The sequence below is a fragment of the Flavobacterium zepuense genome (assembly GCF_007097145.1).
Taxonomy (GTDB): domain Bacteria; phylum Bacteroidota; class Bacteroidia; order Flavobacteriales; family Flavobacteriaceae; genus Flavobacterium; species Flavobacterium zepuense.
Map to the genome: position 1 here is coordinate 59,161 of NZ_VJVZ01000002.1, position 19,413 is coordinate 78,573.

The 19,413-nt window shown below is 40.6% G+C and carries 19 protein-coding genes; 13 read left to right on the forward strand and 6 right to left on the reverse strand.

Annotated features, from left to right (window positions below):
* Positions 1 to 459 precede the first annotated feature (459 nt).
* On the forward strand, positions 460 to 1,710 hold the full coding sequence (gene metK, locus FMM05_RS03120; RefSeq protein WP_143371889.1) for a methionine adenosyltransferase: 1,251 nt from the start codon (positions 460 to 462) through the stop codon (positions 1,708 to 1,710).
* Between the two features lie 122 nt (positions 1,711 to 1,832).
* Here metK and FMM05_RS03125 read toward each other — a convergent pair whose 3' ends face one another.
* Positions 1,833 to 2,066, reverse strand: coding sequence for a hypothetical protein (locus FMM05_RS03125; protein WP_143371890.1), 234 nt, complete (start codon positions 2,064 to 2,066; stop codon positions 1,833 to 1,835).
* A 124-nt stretch (positions 2,067 to 2,190) separates the two neighbouring features.
* Complete coding sequence (locus FMM05_RS03130) at positions 2,191 to 2,409, reverse strand: hypothetical protein (RefSeq protein WP_143371891.1); 219 nt, start codon at positions 2,407 to 2,409, stop codon at positions 2,191 to 2,193.
* Between the two features lie 179 nt (positions 2,410 to 2,588).
* Between FMM05_RS03130 and FMM05_RS03135 the strand changes: the two genes are divergently transcribed.
* The 7 genes from FMM05_RS03135 to FMM05_RS03165 are packed head-to-tail and all read left to right on the forward strand — an operon-like array spanning position 2,589 to position 8,753.
* A complete protein-coding gene (locus tag FMM05_RS03135; RefSeq protein ID WP_143371892.1) occupies positions 2,589 to 2,951 on the forward strand; it encodes an S-adenosylmethionine decarboxylase family protein in 363 nt (120 codons plus the stop codon).
* A gap of 3 nt (positions 2,952 to 2,954) precedes the next feature.
* Positions 2,955 to 4,181 (forward strand): DUF4178 domain-containing protein, encoded by a 1,227-nt coding sequence (locus tag FMM05_RS03140; protein ID WP_143371893.1) that lies wholly within the window; start codon positions 2,955 to 2,957, stop codon positions 4,179 to 4,181.
* 5 nt (positions 4,182 to 4,186) lie between these two features.
* Positions 4,187 to 4,396 carry a hypothetical protein gene (locus FMM05_RS03145; protein ID WP_235894349.1) on the forward strand — a complete coding sequence of 70 codons (210 nt, stop codon included), beginning with the start codon at positions 4,187 to 4,189 and terminating at the stop codon, positions 4,394 to 4,396.
* 16 nt (positions 4,397 to 4,412) lie between these two features.
* Entirely contained in the window at positions 4,413 to 4,631 is a 219-nt protein-coding gene (locus FMM05_RS03150) for a DUF350 domain-containing protein (protein ID WP_143371894.1), read from the forward strand.
* Positions 4,624 to 6,141 (forward strand): polyamine aminopropyltransferase, encoded by a 1,518-nt coding sequence (locus FMM05_RS03155; RefSeq protein WP_143371895.1) that lies wholly within the window; start codon positions 4,624 to 4,626, stop codon positions 6,139 to 6,141. The genes FMM05_RS03150 and FMM05_RS03155 overlap by 8 nt, the downstream gene beginning before the upstream one ends.
* The gene (locus tag FMM05_RS03160) at positions 6,119 to 7,747 is read left to right on the forward strand and encodes an NAD(P)-binding protein (protein WP_143371896.1); all 1,629 of its coding nucleotides are present in this window, start codon (positions 6,119 to 6,121) and stop codon (positions 7,745 to 7,747) included. The genes FMM05_RS03155 and FMM05_RS03160 overlap by 23 nt, the downstream gene beginning before the upstream one ends.
* Positions 7,725 to 8,753: a hypothetical protein gene (locus FMM05_RS03165; RefSeq protein WP_143371897.1), complete on the forward strand. Its 1,029-nt coding sequence runs from the start codon at positions 7,725 to 7,727 to the stop codon at positions 8,751 to 8,753. Before FMM05_RS03160 ends, FMM05_RS03165 begins: the two co-directional genes overlap by 23 nt.
* Positions 8,754 to 8,809: 56 nt before the next feature.
* On the opposite strand, the gene FMM05_RS03170 is transcribed toward FMM05_RS03165, so the two are convergent.
* The 4 genes from FMM05_RS03170 to FMM05_RS03185 form a co-directional block, all read right to left on the reverse strand.
* Positions 8,810 to 11,566, reverse strand: a complete 2,757-nt coding sequence (locus FMM05_RS03170) for a TonB-dependent receptor (protein ID WP_143371898.1) — start codon at positions 11,564 to 11,566, stop codon at positions 8,810 to 8,812.
* A 38-nt stretch (positions 11,567 to 11,604) separates the two neighbouring features.
* Positions 11,605 to 12,489 carry a GLPGLI family protein gene (locus tag FMM05_RS03175; protein WP_143371899.1) on the reverse strand — a complete coding sequence of 295 codons (885 nt, stop codon included), beginning with the start codon at positions 12,487 to 12,489 and terminating at the stop codon, positions 11,605 to 11,607.
* Between the two features lie 181 nt (positions 12,490 to 12,670).
* Positions 12,671 to 13,915: a hypothetical protein gene (locus FMM05_RS03180; RefSeq protein ID WP_143371900.1), complete on the reverse strand. Its 1,245-nt coding sequence runs from the start codon at positions 13,913 to 13,915 to the stop codon at positions 12,671 to 12,673.
* Positions 13,896 to 15,218 carry a DUF4270 family protein gene (locus FMM05_RS03185; RefSeq protein WP_143371901.1) on the reverse strand — a complete coding sequence of 441 codons (1,323 nt, stop codon included), beginning with the start codon at positions 15,216 to 15,218 and terminating at the stop codon, positions 13,896 to 13,898. The genes FMM05_RS03180 and FMM05_RS03185 overlap by 20 nt, the downstream gene beginning before the upstream one ends.
* 225 nt (positions 15,219 to 15,443) lie before the next feature.
* Between FMM05_RS03185 and FMM05_RS03190 the strand changes: the two genes are divergently transcribed.
* From FMM05_RS03190 to FMM05_RS03210, 5 genes are read left to right on the forward strand one after another with little or no spacing between them, the layout of a single operon-like run.
* Positions 15,444 to 16,319 carry a DUF6268 family outer membrane beta-barrel protein gene (locus FMM05_RS03190; protein ID WP_143371902.1) on the forward strand — a complete coding sequence of 292 codons (876 nt, stop codon included), beginning with the start codon at positions 15,444 to 15,446 and terminating at the stop codon, positions 16,317 to 16,319.
* 6 nt (positions 16,320 to 16,325) lie between these two features.
* The gene (locus FMM05_RS03195) at positions 16,326 to 17,315 is read left to right on the forward strand and encodes a Kelch repeat-containing protein (protein WP_143371903.1); all 990 of its coding nucleotides are present in this window, start codon (positions 16,326 to 16,328) and stop codon (positions 17,313 to 17,315) included.
* Positions 17,299 to 17,634: a DUF4907 domain-containing protein gene (locus FMM05_RS03200; RefSeq protein ID WP_185965497.1), complete on the forward strand. Its 336-nt coding sequence runs from the start codon at positions 17,299 to 17,301 to the stop codon at positions 17,632 to 17,634. Before FMM05_RS03195 ends, FMM05_RS03200 begins: the two co-directional genes overlap by 17 nt.
* Positions 17,628 to 18,686 (forward strand): sensor histidine kinase, encoded by a 1,059-nt coding sequence (locus tag FMM05_RS03205; RefSeq protein ID WP_143371905.1) that lies wholly within the window; start codon positions 17,628 to 17,630, stop codon positions 18,684 to 18,686. The genes FMM05_RS03200 and FMM05_RS03205 overlap by 7 nt, the downstream gene beginning before the upstream one ends.
* Positions 18,676 to 19,395, forward strand: coding sequence for a LytR/AlgR family response regulator transcription factor (locus FMM05_RS03210; RefSeq protein ID WP_143371906.1), 720 nt, complete (start codon positions 18,676 to 18,678; stop codon positions 19,393 to 19,395). The genes FMM05_RS03205 and FMM05_RS03210 overlap by 11 nt, the downstream gene beginning before the upstream one ends.
* The last annotated feature ends 18 nt before the right edge of the window (positions 19,396 to 19,413 follow it).

Here is a 19,413-nt window from a genome sequence, read left to right on the forward strand (position 1 = left end):
GCCTTATTATATTATTGACTGAAACTTTTACATTTATGCAATAACGGCCCCTGCGGAAGGTTTCCACATCGAAAGGACGTTCTGACAAATAATTAGTTTCATGACGTATCGTTATTCTGAAATCCAAACTTAGTAAATTTATTAATACGCAACTATAATTATTTGAGTTTTTTAAAAAATATTATTCTTTAACTCCCAACCCATCAATTTGCATAGTGCGACTTTAAGCCTCTGAAATGCAGCAGGCATATAACTATTTAAAAAATCGTATCTATAAGGTTAAATAAAAAAATGTTGCTTCATTTTTTATTCCAATTAGGTTTTATACCTTTGCCACGAAATAAATTAGAGGAAAGATTTGTACTGATTGCAACCTCACAAAAAAAATGCTAAAGCAGGACTCCCTCCCTTTAGCTGCGTTGCAAAGTCTTTTCCCTACTAAAATTATAGACTAATACTATGGCATATTTATTTACGTCAGAGTCAGTAAGCGAAGGGCACCCTGACAAAATTGCTGACCAGATCTCGGATGCATTGATTGACAACTTTTTAGCATTCGATCCTGAATCTAAAGTAGCTTGCGAGACTTTAGTAACTACCGGACAGGTAATACTTGCAGGCGAGGTAAAATCTAAAACATATCTTGATGTGCAGAGTATTGCACGTGATGTTATAAGAAAAATTGGCTACACAAAAAGCGAATATATGTTTGAGGCTAACTCTTGTGGTGTGCTTAGCGCTATACACGAGCAATCTCAGGATATTAACCAGGGCGTAGACCGCCAAAATAAAGAAGACCAGGGCGCTGGCGACCAGGGTATGATGTTTGGCTATGCCACAAACGAGACTTCAGATTATATGCCATTGGCACTTAACCTTAGCCACGAACTTTTACAGGAACTTGCTGCACTTAGGCGCGAAAATAATGAGATAACTTACTTACGCCCCGATGCTAAAAGCCAGGTTACTTTAGAGTACGATGATAACAACAAACCTGTGCGTATTGATGCTATTGTGGTTTCTACACAGCATGATGATTTTGACGAGGAGCCGGCCATGCTTGCTAAGATCAAAAAAGACATTATAGAGATATTAATACCAAGGGTAGTTAAAAACAACCCTGCACATGCTCACCTGTTTAATGATGATATTAAATACCACATTAATCCTACAGGTAAATTTGTAATTGGTGGCCCTCACGGCGATACCGGCCTAACGGGACGTAAAATTATTGTAGATACCTACGGTGGTAAAGGTGCTCACGGTGGTGGTGCATTCTCTGGTAAAGACCCAAGTAAGGTAGACCGCAGTGCAGCATATGCTACACGCCATATTGCTAAAAACCTTGTTGCTGCCGGCGTGGCAGAAGAGATTTTAGTACAGGTATCGTATGCTATTGGTGTGGCTAAGCCAACCAGTATTTACATTAATACCTATGGGACAAGTAAACTTAACTTAACCGATGGCGAAATTGCCAAGAAAGTAGAGACCCTTTTTGATATGCGTCCTTACTTTATAGAGCAGCGCCTTAAACTGCGTAATCCTATTTACAGCGAAACGGCCGCTTACGGGCATATGGGCCGCACACCGGAAGTGGTTACCAAAACGTTTACAGCCCCTAATGGTGATACCAAAACGGTAGAGGTTGAATTGTTTACATGGGAAAAACTGGACTATGTAGATAAAGTTAAAAGTACTTTTGGGCTATAAGAATCCCTAAATATATATGAAAAGGAGATGCCATAGCGCATCTCTTTTTATTTAATATTATATGGCATAAAAAAAGAGGGATCGTTTAAGTAACGATCCCTCTTTTTATAAAGTTCAACTATTTATTCAGATTCAACATCTAAAAAAACCGATTTAAATGCGTCATTAAGCTGTCCTTTAATATCCTGTGGCACATCTTTTCTTGGAAACAGCAATGCCGGCATATCATCTGAAGATTTACCTATAATAAAAACGTTTGATAGTGTTTTACCCCTAAAAAATTCAAGGTTGTTGTCGCGGATCTGAAGGGTAAGTGAACTGAAACGCTCTCTCTTTTGCTGATAGTCTGTTGCCATAATGAGTGTAATTTATAAGGTTACAAATATAGCCTTTTTCTATGGATTATTTACCCAAATACAAACCTCATCTATACAAAAAGCGGGCTACTTAAAAAGTAACCCGCTTTTTATCTAAATACCGCTATACAAATACCGAGTTAAACGCTGCAGTAAGTTTATCTGTAATGTTTGTTGGTGTGTCTTTTTTTGCAAAGATCAGTGCTGGCTTGTTGTCTTCGGTCTTGCCTATGCTGTACACTTTTGCAAGAGTTTTGCCTCTAAAGAAATCTAGGTTCTCTACCCTTATTTTAAATGCAAGCGAGCTGAACTGTTCTCTTTTTAGCTGAAAATCTGTAGCCATAATAATTATATTTATTTGATTATCAGCAAATATAATGTTTATCAATGATTTTTTGTGTTTTTATAAATAATATTTATAATTAGTTTACCATTAGCCTATAATTAATTCTTTAACAAAATATTTTATTTTTTCATAAATAAAAATATCTTTGGTACATACAATGAAGAGCGATTATACAAATGGACAGCACTACTTATTCTCCCGGCCTGCATAAACTTCTTACTCTCAAGGTACTGCTTACCAACAGGCTACAGGACGTTGCCGGCTTTGTACAATTTACCGATGGCTTACTGGCCCAGCACGAACTTGAAAAAGTAGGCTTTTCCAGCCATGTGTTTGATAATGGCAGTTTTACAGCCGCTGTTTGCCTTAAAGAATCGCACCTGTGTATACATACCTGGCCGGAGTTTAACCAGCTTACTATGGATGTATACCTGTGCAATTATCTTAGGGATAACAGTGATAAAGTACGCGAAGTAGCTGCCGCTTATGTATCTTATTTTGAAGCCGAAGTAATTAAAGATTTTGAAATTAACCGATAAGCTATGCAGATAACCTGTCCTAATTGTAAAGTTACCACCACGGCTTCGGTAGCGTTAGACATTACCCAGTTTGCCTGTCCCAACTGTAACAATCTGTATTCATACAAGGATGGCAGCATTGGCAAACTTGTAAAAACATTCAGCTACAAGCCTGCAAGCATAACACTTGTGCCGGGCCAGAAGGGCACATTGGAGGGCAAGGGATATGTAATTACCGGTGTTGTAGTAAAAAAGGTAGAGCCTCATTTTTATTGGCGTGAATATATTCTTACCGCCGCCGATGGCAAACAACGCTTTCTTAGCGAAACTAATGGCCACTGGATGGTGCTGGATGCCATAACCGACAGCTTTAAAATTCAGCACCACCCCAATACAATTGATTATAACGATAGGATATTGCATTTATACGAGTTTTCTAAAACATCTATCGCTGCGGCAAAAGGCTTTTTTGATTATGCTCTGCCGTTAGGAAAAGAAAACCTTACAGAGTTTATCAATCCTCCTAATATACTTTCTATAGAAAAAGACAACGGCATAGAAAATGCGTTTTACGGTTATCATGTAGACAGGAAAACCATTCAAAAAGGGTTTGGTATACCGGTTATGCCCCTTAAAACAGGCACAGGGCTGGTCGAGCCATTTTTTATAAATATCCGTAATTTAGTAATAACCCTAAGTGCTTTTAGCATACTTATACTGGTTAGCCAACTTTTTATTTATAGCGGCAGGTATCAAAAAGAAGTACTTAACAGTTCGCTTTCGTTTTCTACATTCAACAATAAAGATTTTGTAAGCCCGTCGTTTACATTAGAGGGCGGTACCGCCCCCATTACAGTAGAATTACAATCTAACGTAGATAATTCCTGGGCGGCAGTACAGGTTGGGCTTATTAACGAAGTTACCAATGAAGAGGTATACGCCACTAAAGACATTGAATATTACCACGGCTATACTGATGGCGAAAACTGGACGGAAGGTAGTACTGCCGACAATTTTAATATATGCGGTGTGCCTGCCGGTAAATATCACTTTGTAGTTACGCCACAAAAGCCGCCGGAGGATGCTGCTAACAACAGCGTACATATTATTGCAAAGTGGGACAAGCCGTCTATTCGTAATGCGGCGCTGCCTATAATTTTTATGCTTGCGCTATGTATTGCCATTTATTACTGGAGCGTTTCATTTGAGCGTAAACGATGGGCCGACAGTAGTTTTTCAACCTATAATTAACAGCCATGCAATCTAAAATTACCACATTTTTTAAGCAGAATTATATAGCCATTATTATAGGCCTGATCTTTTACTTTATTTACCTGCAGTATACTTATGCAGGCAACAGGATGTGCGGCTGCGAAACTACCGAGAAATATAACGCATCTACCAGTGCCTATCACCGCAGCACTTACCGAAGCGGTGCTGGCGTAAACCGATTTTATCATAAATAATCAAAACCTATATACTATGTTAATAGAACACTATTTTCAACTCATCATAAGCTCAGTTATTTTCTCAATAGTGGGGCTTGCCATACTTTTTGGTGCCTATTTTATTGTAGAAAAATTAACTCCGGAAAATACCTGGAGAGAAATTGTACATAACAAAAATGTTGCGCTTGCTATTGTTTTTGCAGCCTTTATAATTGGCATGTCCATAATTATCAGCGGGGCCATTCATGGTTAAAAAATTTCTCAGGTTTGAGGTACTGCTCCTGCTTGCCGTATTTACCATTGCTACCTGCGGGCTTGTTTATGAGCTTGTGGCCGGCACACTTGCCAGTTACCTGTTAGGCGACTCGGTAAAGCAGTTCTCGTTTATTATAGGCGTGTACCTCTTTTCTATGGGGGTAGGCTCCTACTTTTCTAAATTTATTACCCGCAATCTGCTCAATACCTTTATAGAGATAGAAATATTGGTGGGTGTTATAGGCGGGCTTAGTTCGGCAGTACTGTTCGTACTGTTTGAAAGCGTATATTACTTTCAGTTTATATTATATTTACTGGTATTTATAACCGGCTGCCTTGTAGGGTTAGAGATACCCCTGCTTATGAATATTTTAAAAGACAGGGTAAAATTCCGCGACCTGGTATCTAACGTTTTTACGTTTGATTACATAGGCGCGTTACTTGCATCCATCCTGTTTCCGCTTGTGCTGGTGCCGCAACTGGGGATTATGCGAACGTCTCTGTTCTTCGGCATGATAAACATAAGCATTGCTATTATGCTGTGCTTTATCCTTAAAAATGAACTCAAAAAGCCAAAATTGCTTCGGGCGAAAGCCATATTTTCATTCTTGCTTTTAGTGGTGGTGTTTATATTTTCTGATAGTATCCTTTCCTTTTCGGAAGGTAAATTGTACGGTGAAAATATTATTTATACCCATGCCACCCCCTACCAGCGTATAGTGCTAACCCACAACAAAAGCGATTACCGCCTGTATCTTAACAACAACCTGCAATTTAGCAGCCAGGACGAATACCGCTACCACGAAGCATTGGTGCACCCGGTAATGGCATCGGCAAAAAAAATAGATAACATACTGGTTTTGGGCGGCGGCGATGGCCTTGCCGTTAGGGAGATCTTAAAATACAATGATGTTAAACACATCACACTGGTAGATCTTGATGAAGGTATGACCAACCTTTTTAAAACCAACACTGTACTTAGCGGCTTTAATAAAGGCGCGCTAAACAACCCTAAAGTCACCGTTATAAACAGCGATGCCTATATTTGGGCGAAAGACTGCAAACAGCAATTTGATGTAGCGATTATTGATTTCCCGGATCCGTCTAACTACAGCCTGGGTAAATTGTACTCGCTTAATTTTTACAGGACACTGCAAAATATACTTACGCCTGAGGCTGTTGTGGTAATACAAACCACGTCGCCTTATTTTGCACCAAAGTCGTTTTGGTGTATTAATAAGACCATACAGCAGGTGCTGCCGGTAACCGATGCATACCACGCGTATGTGCCCTCTTTTGGCGAATGGGGTTTCACCATTGCAGCTAACAGCCCAACAACCAAATTTAGTAAAGTAAGGCGTAAGGTGAGCGGCCTGCGTTTTTATGATTATGATTTTGAAAGGCTAAACGATTTTGCTAAAGACATGAAGGCAAACGATATAGAAATTAACAGGCTGGACAACCAGGTCTTAGTACGTTATTTTGATGAAGAATGGGGAAAATTATAACGGCACGAGCCGGCGGACTTTTTTAAAAGGCATTGCTGCCTCGCTGCTGCTTGCGCCATTTTTAAAAGCCTGCCAACAAAAAGCTGCCGCCCTAATTGTAAAGCTTACAGGAACCAACCATGTTTTGGGCCACAGGCTTTGGGCGAAGAACTTCCCAAAACCCAGCCAAAACATACAGATCCCATACCTGATTATTGGTGGCGGCGTCAGTGGGCTTAGCGCTGCAAGGCTATTTAATAAAAAAGGCATTGATGATTTTTTAATCCTTGAAATGGAAAGCCATATCGGTGGCAATTCGTCAAACGGAGAGAATAAACATTCTAAATTTCCGCTTGGGGCGCACTACCTGCCGGTACCTAATTTTCATGACAAAGAACTGCTGCAATTTTTAGAAGAAGAGAAAATAATAACCGGTTACACTGCCAACGGCTTTCCTGTTTTTGATGAACAGCAACTTAGTTTTTCGCCACAGGAAAGATTATTTTATAAAAACACATGGCAGGAAGGCCTTGTGCCAAAATTTGGCAATCCGCAGGCTGTAAACGATGAATTCGACCGTTTCTTTGCGCTAATGGAAGCTTTCAGGACAGAAAAAGGCCCTGATAACAGATACTATTTTGACATACCGCTTTCTGTTGGTTCAACCGATGCGAGGCACAGGCATTTGGATACTATTAGCATGCAGCAATGGCTGGATGAGAACGATTTTACATCGCCTGAAATTGGCACCTATGTAAACTATTGCTGCCGGGATGATTTTGGCTTGGGCATTGCCTATATATCGGCATGGGCGGGCATCCATTATTTCGCCGCGCGCAAGCACAATGCCGGGGACACAAAAGATAACGTGCTTACCTGGCCGGAGGGCAACGCAAGGCTGGCGCACCACTTAAAAAAGTACACACAAGGCAAGACCCTGCTAAATTACCTCGCTTTTGATATTGATGTATCAGATGACAATGTCATTGTCACTGCTTTTGACAGCGATAAACAGGAAACCGTAACCATAACCGCCCAAAAGGTTATAATAGCTACGCCACAATTTGTAAACCAATATTTACTACCTAACCGCAAACCTATTGCCAAAGATTTTAACTATGCGCCGTGGCTTTTGGCAACGTTAACGGTTAGCCACCTTCCTGATGACGAAAGCTACCCCCTTTGCTGGGATAACGTTATTTTTAACGGCAAAGGCTTGGGTTATATCTATGACCAGCACCAAAACCTGAAGCAAATTCAGGATAAAAAGGTTATTACATGGTACCATAGTTTTTCTACAGCAAATAATAAGAAAGCACGTAAAGAACTCTATTCGAAGTCTAAAGAATACTGGGAGGCGTTTGTATTATCCGACCTTAAAGCGGCACATCCCGGTATAGAGAATTTTGTAGAAGAAATAACCATACACCGCCTGGGGCACGGTATGATAAGCCCTGTACCTGGATTTTTGTTTGGTGCTTCAAAGCACGAGGCAGCTAAAAGTATTGCCAATAAGTTGTACTTTGCACATACCGACCTTTCGGGGATTTCTATTTTTGAAGAGGCTTTTCATCAGGGAATTAACGCCGTAAACAATCTGCTACATGATACAGCCGTGGATACATAAGGCAAAAACCGACAGCCTGTTTATTCTCTTACCGCCTTTTGTTATATTGGCAGTGGTGTTTTTGTGCCAGCCATGGCTACAGGATTTAGAGCAGCGCTACTCATTTTATACCTGGCTCTTTTTTGTAGTATTTATAGATGTTGCCCATGTGTATGCTACCCTGTTTAAAACCTATTTGGTTCCTGACGCTTTTAGAGAGAAAAAGCAACTGCTTATAGCCCTGCCCATTATCTGCTTTTTTATTGGCTTACTGTTATTCTTATTGGGCAGTAAAGTGTTTTGGGTTACGCTTGCTTATGTAGCAGTGTTTCATTTTATAAGGCAGCAATATGGCTTTATGCGGCTGTATGCCCGCTTTGAACCAAAGACTAAATTCAACATTATTACTGATAATCTTGCCATCTATGCAGCAACGGGTTACCCCATGCTGTATTGGTTTATGAGTCCGCCGCGCCAGTTTGCATGGTTTATGCAGGACGAGTTTTTTACCTATCAAAATGCGCATTTGCTACAGGCATTCGGTTATTTATATTACCTCATATTAGGCATTTATGTAATTAAAGTAACTTATGGCTATAGTAAGCACGGTTATTTTAATATTCCAAAAAACGCAATTGTGTTTGGTACAGCCGCTTCCTGGTATTTTGGTATCGTATATTTTAATAACGACCTTATTTTTACCATGCTCAACATTGTAAGCCACGGCATACCCTACATGGCGCTTGTTTATCTTAAGGAAATAAAACAGGCAAAAGCTCCTGCAACTGCGGGAATTTGGCAGTACCTCAACACCCACAAAGGCATTATAATTTATGTGGGAATATTAGTAGCACTCGCCTTCTCTGAAGAATATCTTTGGGAAATATTAGTGTGGAATGAGCAGTTTAGCCTTGGCAGTATTACTACTTTTGAGGCCTGGCAGTTCCTCTTGGTGCCCTTGCTGGTAGTACCTCAGTTTACACACTATATATTGGACGGCTTTATTTGGAAAACTAAAAAAGCATAAATAAAACGCCCGGCAAATAGTAACCTGCCGGGCGTAAAATCTCAAATTAATTAGTCTTATATATTGTATTTAACGGTTAGCAATAAGTAACGTGGCTGTACCCTGTAGCGCGATGTGCGGGTAGTAAACTGATTAAAGCTGTCGTCGTTAAGCGATGTGGTATTTAAAAGGTTTGTACCCCCAACTTTAAACTCCCACTTGCTGCCAGGCTCACGGTACATCAGGTTCGCATTTAAAAAATCATACTCATTGTCGGATGTTTTTACGTCATTGTAATAGTGGCTATAGGTATAATCTGCCGTAAGGGTAAAGGCTTTCCAAAACAGGTAATCCATACGGACATAAGGGCTGTGGGTGTAAAACTTGTTGTTAGCATAATCGTTTATAGATAGCGTGTACCCTACCTCCAGGTTGGGCAAGGTTTTATAATTGGTGCTAAAGCTGGTTGTATAATTTTGTGTAACCTGCTCACTTACCTGCCTAATGGCATCGGCTATTGTTACAAAGGTATCAGTTTCGGCATTTTGGTCGAACCTAAAGTTATTGAACCTGCTCCACGAAACACTTGCATTTACAGCAGCCTTGTAGTAGCGTGCAAAACTGCGGGTATACCCCGCCGCACCTGAAATCACCTGATCGGCAAAATTGGAGTTCTCTACCGTGCTTACCTGATTAATGCCGCTAAATGCCGAGAGGTTTTTAATGGCCTCCATACGGTGGCTGTAATTTACATTGGCAAATACCTGTGTAAAGTTAAACATGTTGTATTTAGAATAACTCAGGTTATGGGTTTGGTACAGGGCATTCTCTAAATTCCTGTTCCCCCTAAAAAGCGAGTTATAGTTGTTTAGCAACAGCCCCTGCGCAAACTTGGCAACATCGGTAAACTCAGTTGTCATGTTGTAAGTGTATTGCAGCCTTTCCGATTTTTTAATCTGGTATACAGCATACACATCGGGCAGTACCCTTAAAAAACTGTTATCTACTTTAGTGCCCAATTGCTCATTGTATGAGTCATAGCTGTGCAGGCTCACACCGGGGTTAACTGTAAACTTACCTGCTATAAATTTGTAATGCAGCCCAAGGAACACATCATTAAAACTGTAGTTTACATCATTTTTTGTATTGGCATCAAGGTTATCCTGCGCGCCATCATCTAATATTTGAAAGATGGATGAATTAAACCCCTGGTACGAATAAGTATTGCCCGCAGTAAGATTAATATTGGCCTTTGGCGTAAGCATATAGTAGTAATCAAACTTAGCATCAAATTTATTGGTAGTTACAAAGCGGGTTTGATTAAGGTCATAGCGGGAAGCGTCGGCAAGGCCAAGATTTAACGATGTATCGCCTGTAACAGCATCCGGGAACGGGTTGTTTGCGAGGTTAGCATTGTAAAACGGATCTTCTTCCTGGTACAGGTGCTGCGCCTCAAAAGCAAATACATTTTTATCATCCATCGTGTAGTACAGGTTCAGGTTTTGATTGATGGAGAACGGATTCTGCTTTTTAAGCGTATAGATATCCTGGCTTTGCGAAGTTTCCGGCATTACCGATGAAAACAACGAATTATCCTCAGATTGCTTAGAGGTTTTAAAGAATGCATCATAATCAAACTGGAAATTTTTATTGGGCTTGTAACTCGAACTCAATTTTATAAGGCTGAAGTCACTGCGCTGTAATGACTTTTCATCGGTATCCTGAATGGTTTCCGGCTCACCTGTCTGTGCATTTAGTACTGTGTTGCGGCTGTGTGTTTCCAGTTCGTTACGGCTGGAGTTGATAATAGCAAAACCGCTAAGTGACCACGCCTGTGTAGGGTTATAGCTAAAGTTTGCTGCGCCAAATTTAGTCTCAATTTCTTTTGCCCTGTTATTGCGAAGTAAAGTAAGGCCAAGGTCGTTACTACCTACATTAAAGTTGGTACCGCCCTTTTTCATCATATTCCTAAAGCCGCCCGTCATTTTAAAATAATCCTGCATGGTAAGCGGTAGCTCTCCCGTGTTATTAAAGTTGCCAATAAGGTTAATACTGTATTTAGGACTGTAATAAAACAGTTTAGGATTTACAATATAGCGTTCACCCTCCCCTATACTTGCCCCTGCCGAAACATCGCCAAACATAAAGTTCTTTTTACCTTCTTTAAGTTTGATATTCATGGCAACGTTTTCCTCATTATTTTCGAGGCCTTTAAGCTGGCCCACTTCGTTGTAATTACGGAGAACCTCAATCTTATCCAATGCATCTGCCGGGATGTTTTTAACACCCAGTTTGGTATCGCCGTCAAAAAAGTCCTTACCTTCAACCATCAACTTGGTCACGGTTTTGCCTTCTACCTTTACGTTACCATCGGTATCAACCTCCACCCCGGGCAGTTTTTTTAGGACGTCTTCCAGCTTGCGCTCAGTGCCATTGGTAAACGAATCGGAGTTATACACAATAGTATCCCCCTTAATAGTAACCGGCATTTCGTGTACAATTTCCAGCTCCTTAAGCTCAACACCTGCTTTAAGCACCACATTTTTGGTACTGTTAACAGCACCTGTGGTTAATTCTTCCTCATAGGCTGTATACCCAATGTAACTTGCCCTGATAATGTAAGCTGTATTAGCCTTTAGCTGAAGCTGGTACCTACCGGCATCATCAGTAATAGCGTAAGAGTCCATGGCATTGGTAGTTTTGTTAACGGCCATGATATTTGCCATTTCCAGCGCTACGCCGGTTGAGTCTTTTATAGTTCCCTCCAGCCTTACGTTTTGTGCAAAGGTGCCAATAGAGAACAGCAGGGCAAGCCCCAGTAATATTTTAGCCATTTTAGGGGATGTGTAATTGATTGTATTGATATAGTAAATTAGTTCATACGAGGAGGCCTGCCACTGCCGGGACCACCCGCCCCCCCCATCTGGCGCATTTCTTCCATCTTTTTAGCTACGATATCCTCATACTCCGCCTGCGTAACCTTTTTACCTTTAGCCGGTTTTCTAATCTCCTGCTTTTCTTTAGGATTGATAGTTATCTTACTGCACAGCAGGGCTGTTTTATCTGTAGTAACCTCTAATATAAGTCCCGGTAATCCCCAATAATTGGCTGGGCCTGTGCTTACAGGAATATCCGGTGTGTACCATGCGGTTATAGCAACGGTATCGGGCATTTCTACCGAATCCATTAGATTTGTAGTCTTGTTCTCGTCTTTTTTAGCCTGATCTGCCTTTTGGGCCGCATCTTTTTTCATGCGCAGGTTCCTGAAATCAGATTTATCTGTAGGTACAACAGCAGTAGCCTTATAGCAATTATAATTGCCTATTTTTTTGGTTTCGCTCTCCAGCTTCCATTGGATTTTAGGCAGGGTATCATCTATCAAAAATTCTTTCCCAAAGACCTCTTTTTCCATGGCAAAACGTTTCTCTTTAATGTTCTTATAGTGTTTGCCGCCACCGCCCATAAAATTGGCCATCATCCTAAAGCCGGGATTTTCGCCGGGGGCATCCAGTTTTTCTTCTTCCAGGTAGTTTGCCGATGTTTTATCAAAAGTGAGCACAAAGGTTTTTTCGAGCGCTTTTTTCATGCGGTCTTCCATGTTCTTTTTCTCGGCATCGGTCATATCACGGTCGCGTCCGGGTGGCCTGAAATCGGGTATAGTGGTTTTAGATTCGTATACAGCTACACCCTGAAAATCCTGGGCACTTACGGTAAGTACACCAAATAAGGCAAGTACAAAATATGTTATTTTTTTCATTTTGTGAATGTTGTTTGTTCGTTAGACTTTAAAAATGCCCGAAAGTTACATGGCGCTTTAAAATTTAATTCTAAAGTAAGCTATAACTGGATGTGCCGAAAAAAATATATACCAACAAGGCAAAACTGACGGTAAACAACCCATATCGGACTATAAATTAATTCGTAGAGCCAAACTGCTGTTATTCATATTTGCGTTTAACAAACCATGTATCATCAATGCTTAAGTTAAGGGTAAGCAGATGGTATTTTTCTTTCACTAAAGTATTAGATATCAAACCTCTTTGCCCATAACTGTACGAAAGGTTAAGAACAGTGTTTCCACGCCCTAATGGCAGCCCTAAACCCGATGTTAATGCCATATTCTTTATCCTGTTGCCGTTAACCTCAAGGTAGCCATTATCCATATTAGTACCAAGGCGGTATTTAATCCTGCCAAGATAACCGGAGCGTGGCTTGTAGTTATAATACTCCAGGCCTACTCCAAGCAGGTCCTGATCGGTAAATGTGCCTATATTGTCTTCCATACCTGTACTGCTCCAAAACGAACGCTTATAATCAGCATTCATGGTAAGCGCTTCCGTAAAGCTATATTTTACACCTATTGTTAACTCTGTAGGCAGTTTGAAGCTTGGTATATCACGGGTTTCAGACTCTACTTCACTCTGCACTAAGTTAATGATCTTATACACTTCCCGATCCTGTGTACCTTTTAAGGTTACAGGCAGGGTTAGCACACCAGCCAGCGTAAATTTGCTGTTAGCCTTGTATTGCGCGCCAAATCCCAACCTCAACCCGCTGTAATGGTTAACTTCGGCTATACTAAGGTAATCGCTGGTAAGGGTTACGTATTCGGTTTCAGTAATGTTACCAAAGTAATACGAACCGTTTATACCCACATTTAGCTTTGGCGTAAGCTTGTAACCATAGTTTGCCGCTATATTGTTAAGCCCACCACTGCCCTGTATATTGCTCGAAAATGTATCAGTCGAGCCCTCTACCGTGCCGGTAACGCCTTGTAATAAATATCCAACATCCGAATACGGCGACATACTAAGCCCTATTCCCGATTTATCTGATATAGATACCCCCATGCTTATGTTAGAGAAGTTATAAGTGGTCTCGGTATTTTGGTCATTCGTATTGGTAAAGTTGTTACGCTCTGCCTTAAGGCCAATATCGGTCATGAATGAATTCTTAAAAATATCGGCATAAGCTGCCGGGTTAAGGCTATTGATGGCGGTTGCCCCAGAAAGGGCTATACCGCTTTTACCCAGCGCATTGGTCTTACCTGCGCCAACAGGATTTAGTGTGCCCAGCCCAAAAAGTGAGTAAGGCGAACTGGTAAGGCTGTTAGACTGGCCCATTGCCACAGTAACCGTAAGCAAAAAGGCTAAAAGCGCCAGCCTATTTATCGTATATAACATAGGTAAGTTCTAATCGTGATTTATAATTGCTGTTGTTTTCGCCATTAATTACAAACCTTTCGGTTGTAGAGTTGTAGTAAAGCGGGATAAATATGAGGCCGTAATTGGCATAGTCGGCACTCTCTATAGCGCGTTTAAGGTAAGCCTCTACAGGGGCAATAAGGTATACATCGTTAAACTCTTCATCCTCCCTGTCTACGTAGGCCATTACAGGATTGCCGGCATCATCATCAAGCCGTATTACAACATCATTATTCTGGTCTACAACATACATATAGAGAGAATCTGTAGGGTATAGATTCTTACTGAAATTAGCCTGATTAAGCTTCATCTTTACCTGTGCCTTAAAAATATCGCCGTTGCCGTTTCCATAGTTTACAGTAGAAATTTCCCTTATGGATGGGAACGTAAGCTTAGTAGTAATACCAAGCCCTGATTGTATAAAACTAAGGTTGTTAAGGCTGGATGATGTGCCTTCGGTTTCCTGGCCGTTGAGGTTTTGCAACAACGTGCCGTTCCTGTCGCTCTCTATTTTAGAGAAAAACTTAGTTGTGCTTGCATCGCTGTTGTACACAAGGTCTATGTGTTCGCTTTCTGTCGCCTCAGTACCCGGCATGTGGTAGTACATCCTTATGTAACTTGTAGATGCCGTAAACCCTATTATAGAGGCATCCTCTGTATCATCGGCAGAAATACGCAGGCCTTTAAAATAATCGGTATATTGGTCTGCATCGTTAATAATATTGGTTTGAATCTTGCTGAAAAGGTTTTGCCCAAAACTGTAGTTTAGTGTAATTGTTAACGAATCCCTGCTTATTCGCGGATAAAATGTTTTTTGGCCTATAGTGGTATTACTGGTAGCAACATCAGTAGTATTGTAGTGATAGGTTTCATTGGTTTTATACTTAATCTCTTTGGTAAGCTCCTGCACCCTTATTATTTTTTGCTGAAGCGTATCGTTGTAATAATAACTGTCATACGGCAGGTTAAGTACTACACTATCCAGCACGGCAGTTTCATCTATATAATAAGCCGATGGTATGTAATCTATAAAGCCTGTTGCTTTTACTTTGCCAAAAAAGGGATCGGTATAACGGCCTACCATAAGCCTGTCATTACCAAAACTGGTAATACTGTCGTACCTAAAGGTACTCATGTTAAGGGCAAAGGTATCTATCTGTATTACCTTAATGTTGCTTTGGGTGAAATCAGCCCCCGATTCAAATGTATCTACTTCATCTGTACAGGATATCACCCCAAAAAGCACGGCTAAAAAAAACAAGGTGCTATATAAAATTCGCATGATTATAATTTAGGTTTCCCAAAAGTAGCAGGGCATATATCCATTAAAAAAACACGATATATAATAACCCTGTTTGTAAAGACAAACACCCCTATTTTAACTACCAATGCTAAAAAAAGCAGTTATAGATAAAAAATGGCTAATTGTAGAAAAAAACAGCCCGGTAATATATTAGAGTTTTATGAGCATTAAATTAAAAATATGTTTGCCTAAACTTTTGCTAACATGTTTAAATTATTTGCTGCTTTGTTGTTATTAGTTACAGGTGCCGCTTACACGCAGGAAATAACAAACTCTTTTAAGTACGATTACACCGCTATGCACAACAGTGGGTCAACATCTGTTACACGCCATTTTGCCGAGTTTAATTTTACCCAGCATTTACAAAATAGTAGCCTGCTGTATACTGCTGGCGTATCTAACTATACGATACAAAATAATGCTCTTATCACGCCTTTTAATAGTAGCACGCTCGAAGGGGTTACTTCTATTAAGGCTGGTATTACTTATATGTTTCCGCTAAGCGGCAACTGGAAGGGTGTGGCCTCATTTACTCCTGAGGTGAACACCAATTTTGAAGGCACAAGCATTAAAGACCTATACCCCGCATTTTTTGTTGGGGTAAGCAAAACTACATCGGGCGAAAGCCCCTCTACCCTCACTGTTGGTGTAGGGTACAAAGGGTACTTTGGTAAATTCAGGTTTATGCCTGTAATTAATTATAGTAAAAAGGTAAACGAAAAAATATCATACAACCTGGGCATCCCGGCAACAGAATTTGCCTATAAGTTCAACACAAAACACACATTAAAGTCGGTCGTTTTTGCAGACGCTATTTATACAAGAATTGGTGGGGAGGACTATATTTTTGATGCGCTGCAAAACACCGATGTTAAGATATCCAAACTCGAAATGCTATCGTTAAATGCCGGGCTGGAGTACAATTACCTTTCTGCCGATGACTGGATAGCTACCATAAAGGGTGGTTACAGCTTTTATAACAGCCTTACGGTTAGCAAACAAACCGGGGGCGATACCAACGTAAATTTTAATAACAGTTTATATATATCAATAGGTTTTAAATACAATCTAAATTTTTAAATAACTATGAAGGATCTTTTTTTAAGTAAAAATAACAAACTTGTTTTGGGGCTGGCTTTTTGTGCCGCCCTGTTTAGCGGCTGCTCCAGCGATGACTCTTCCGAAGATGTGGGTAACTGGATTACCAGCACCGTTTTTGATGGTTCGCCACGCAGCGGGGCTGTATCGTTTGTTATAGATAATTACGCCTATGTGGGTACAGGTTATGATGGCGACGACTATTTACAGGATTTTTGGCAGTACGACATCAACGGTGGCTATTGGGTGCAAAAAGCCAGCTATCCGGGTATAGGCAGGAGCTCTGCAGTAGCATTTACAGCCAGCGGCAGTGGCTACATAGGTACGGGCTATGACGGTACTAATGAGCTGGCCGATTTTTACAAATACGACCCATCCAGCAACACATGGAGCCAGATAGCCGATTTCGGTGGTTCCGCAAGGCGTGCAGCAGTTGGGTTTAACTCCGCTACAAAAGGTTATGTAGGATCTGGCTTTGATGGCGATGGCGACCGTAAAGATTTTTACAGGTACAACCCTGAAACCAATACTTGGGAAGAGCAGTTTGGCTTTGGCGGCAACAAAAGGCGTGAGGGTGTAACCTTTACCATTGGCACTAAAGTATACTTTGGCACGGGGGCATCTAACCTTGTAAACCAAACCGATTTTTGGGCTTTTGATACTACATCTGAAACGTGGACACGCCTTAAAGACCTTGATGATGATGATGCTTACACCATAGCACGTACCAATGCAACCGGTTTTTCTATTGGCAATTATGGCTACATTTGTGGTGGTGATAATAATATTGTATGGGAGTATAACCCGCTTACTGATGAATGGGACGAAAAAACCACGTTTGAAGGGGTTACCAGGCAGGATGCCATTGCTTTTAATACCGATACAAGAGGCTTTGTGCTCTTGGGCAAATACGGCAACTATTATTACGACGATATGTTTGAGTTTAAGCCGTTTGATGAATATGACGACGAAGATTAAACGTAAATTTACAGTTATTAAGCGTTTTGGTATACTTGCCATTACGCTTATTGCCGTTGTGGGCTGTCAAAAAAAAGCCGCTGCCCTGCAAAGCAACGTACACCGCACGGGCAATGGGTACGGCTACAGCATAACAGTTAAGAATAAGATACTTATTAAGCAGGATTTTATACCGGGAACAGAAGGCAACCACGCTTTTTGCGACAGTCTTGATGCCGAAAAAGTAGCCAGCAGCGTACTTACCAAACTAAAGCAAAAGGAAATGCCAACCATTACCCCCGCCGAATTAAAGGTGCTTAAAATAAAAACAAAATGCTAAAAAAAGTCTATAATACCCTGCCGTATAACTTCAGGTCGTCTTTGCTCCATGTATTTTTCTGGATGCTGTTCCTGTTTATACCGGTGGGCGATTATATTCTTGGCAATACCGGTTTCCCGTGGGGCTATTTACTAAAGGCCGGTGTATGCATGATCGTTTTTTACTTTAATTACTTCATCCTTGTTCCGCGGTTCCTGCTGCAAAATAAGCCCGGTTTATATGCACTGTGTGCATTGGCTATCATCATAATCTTTACCATTATTTTTTCTGAATTTTTCTCAGTTTTCGATTTTCCAAGAAGGCATCACATGATGCGTCCGCCGGGCGATATGCCTAAAGATATGCATCAGGCATTCAGGTATTTCCCTAATATTATCATGCTTACACTTCACATATCATTTAGTGCCATGTTTAAGACCTATGTAGAGTGGAACAACACGTTTAAACGCCAAAAAGAAGCCGAAACAGAGAAAAAAATAAGCGAACTCAACTTTTTAAAGGCCCAGCTTAACCCGCACTTTTTCTTTAACTCGCTCAATACCATATTTTCGCTGGCCATAAAAAAGTCAGATCAAACGCCTGTGGCAGTTCTTAACCTTAGCGACCTTATGCGCTATATGCTATATGAAACGGATAAAGACAAGGTTTCGCTTGCGGAAGAAATACAGTATATCGAAAACTATATCGAGCTTCAAAAATTACGGCTTACCGAGAATAACCATATTAAATTTGAGGTTTTAGGCTCGCCTAACGGAATTCTGATTCCGCCATTGTTGTTTATCTGTTTTATTGAAAATGCCTTTAAACATGGCGTTAATCCGGCTACAACAAATGAAATACAGGTAAAATTTACCATTGCACACAATGAAATAAGGCTTATTGTTGTTAATGATATCAACACCCAGTTAAAAAAGGATGAAGCCAGCGGACTGGGCATAGAAAACACGGTAAAGCGCATTAACCTGTATTTCCCTGATAAGAACGAGCTAAAAACCTATGCCGAGAACGATAAATTTTATGTAGACCTAACACTAAAACTTAATGAAGCTTAAAACCGTTATTATTGATGATGAGCCACTTGCAGTAGATATTATAAAAAACTACTGCGATACCGTTGCGCATATAGAGGTTTTAAGCTGCTATACCAATCCGGTTGAGGCCATGAGCTTTATTAATAATAACGCAGTAGACCTAATTTTTTTGGACATTGAAATGCCTCTCATTACAGGACTGGAATTTATTGATACCCTTAAACATAAGCCCCAGTTTATTTTTACCACGGCCTACCCACAGTTTGCCATTAACGGTTTTGAGATGGAAGCCGTAGATTACCTCATCAAACCCATATCGTACATTCGCTTTTTAAAGGCTGTAAACAAAGTCAAAATGCTTGGTCAGGAGCCAATTGCCAAGCCACAGCAGGCACCGGTTGTGAGTCCGGTTACAGAGGATACTTTTTTGTTTGTAAAGTCGGAACACGAAAGCCTTAAGATATTTATTACCGAAATTAAATTTATTGAAGGCCTTAAAGACTACCTTAAAATCAACCTTAGCAATGGTAAATACGTGCTTACGCTATCCAACTTTAAGAACCTCATGGAGCGCCTGCCCGAAAAATCATTTATACGGGTACACAACTCTTATATAGTGAACCTCAACTATGTAAACTCGGTACAGCGCAACAGGATAGTGATAGATAACACCCGTATACCCATTAGCGAATCGTACAAAAAACAGTTTTTTGAGCGGATTAAGATATAGAGCTATTCCACAGAGATT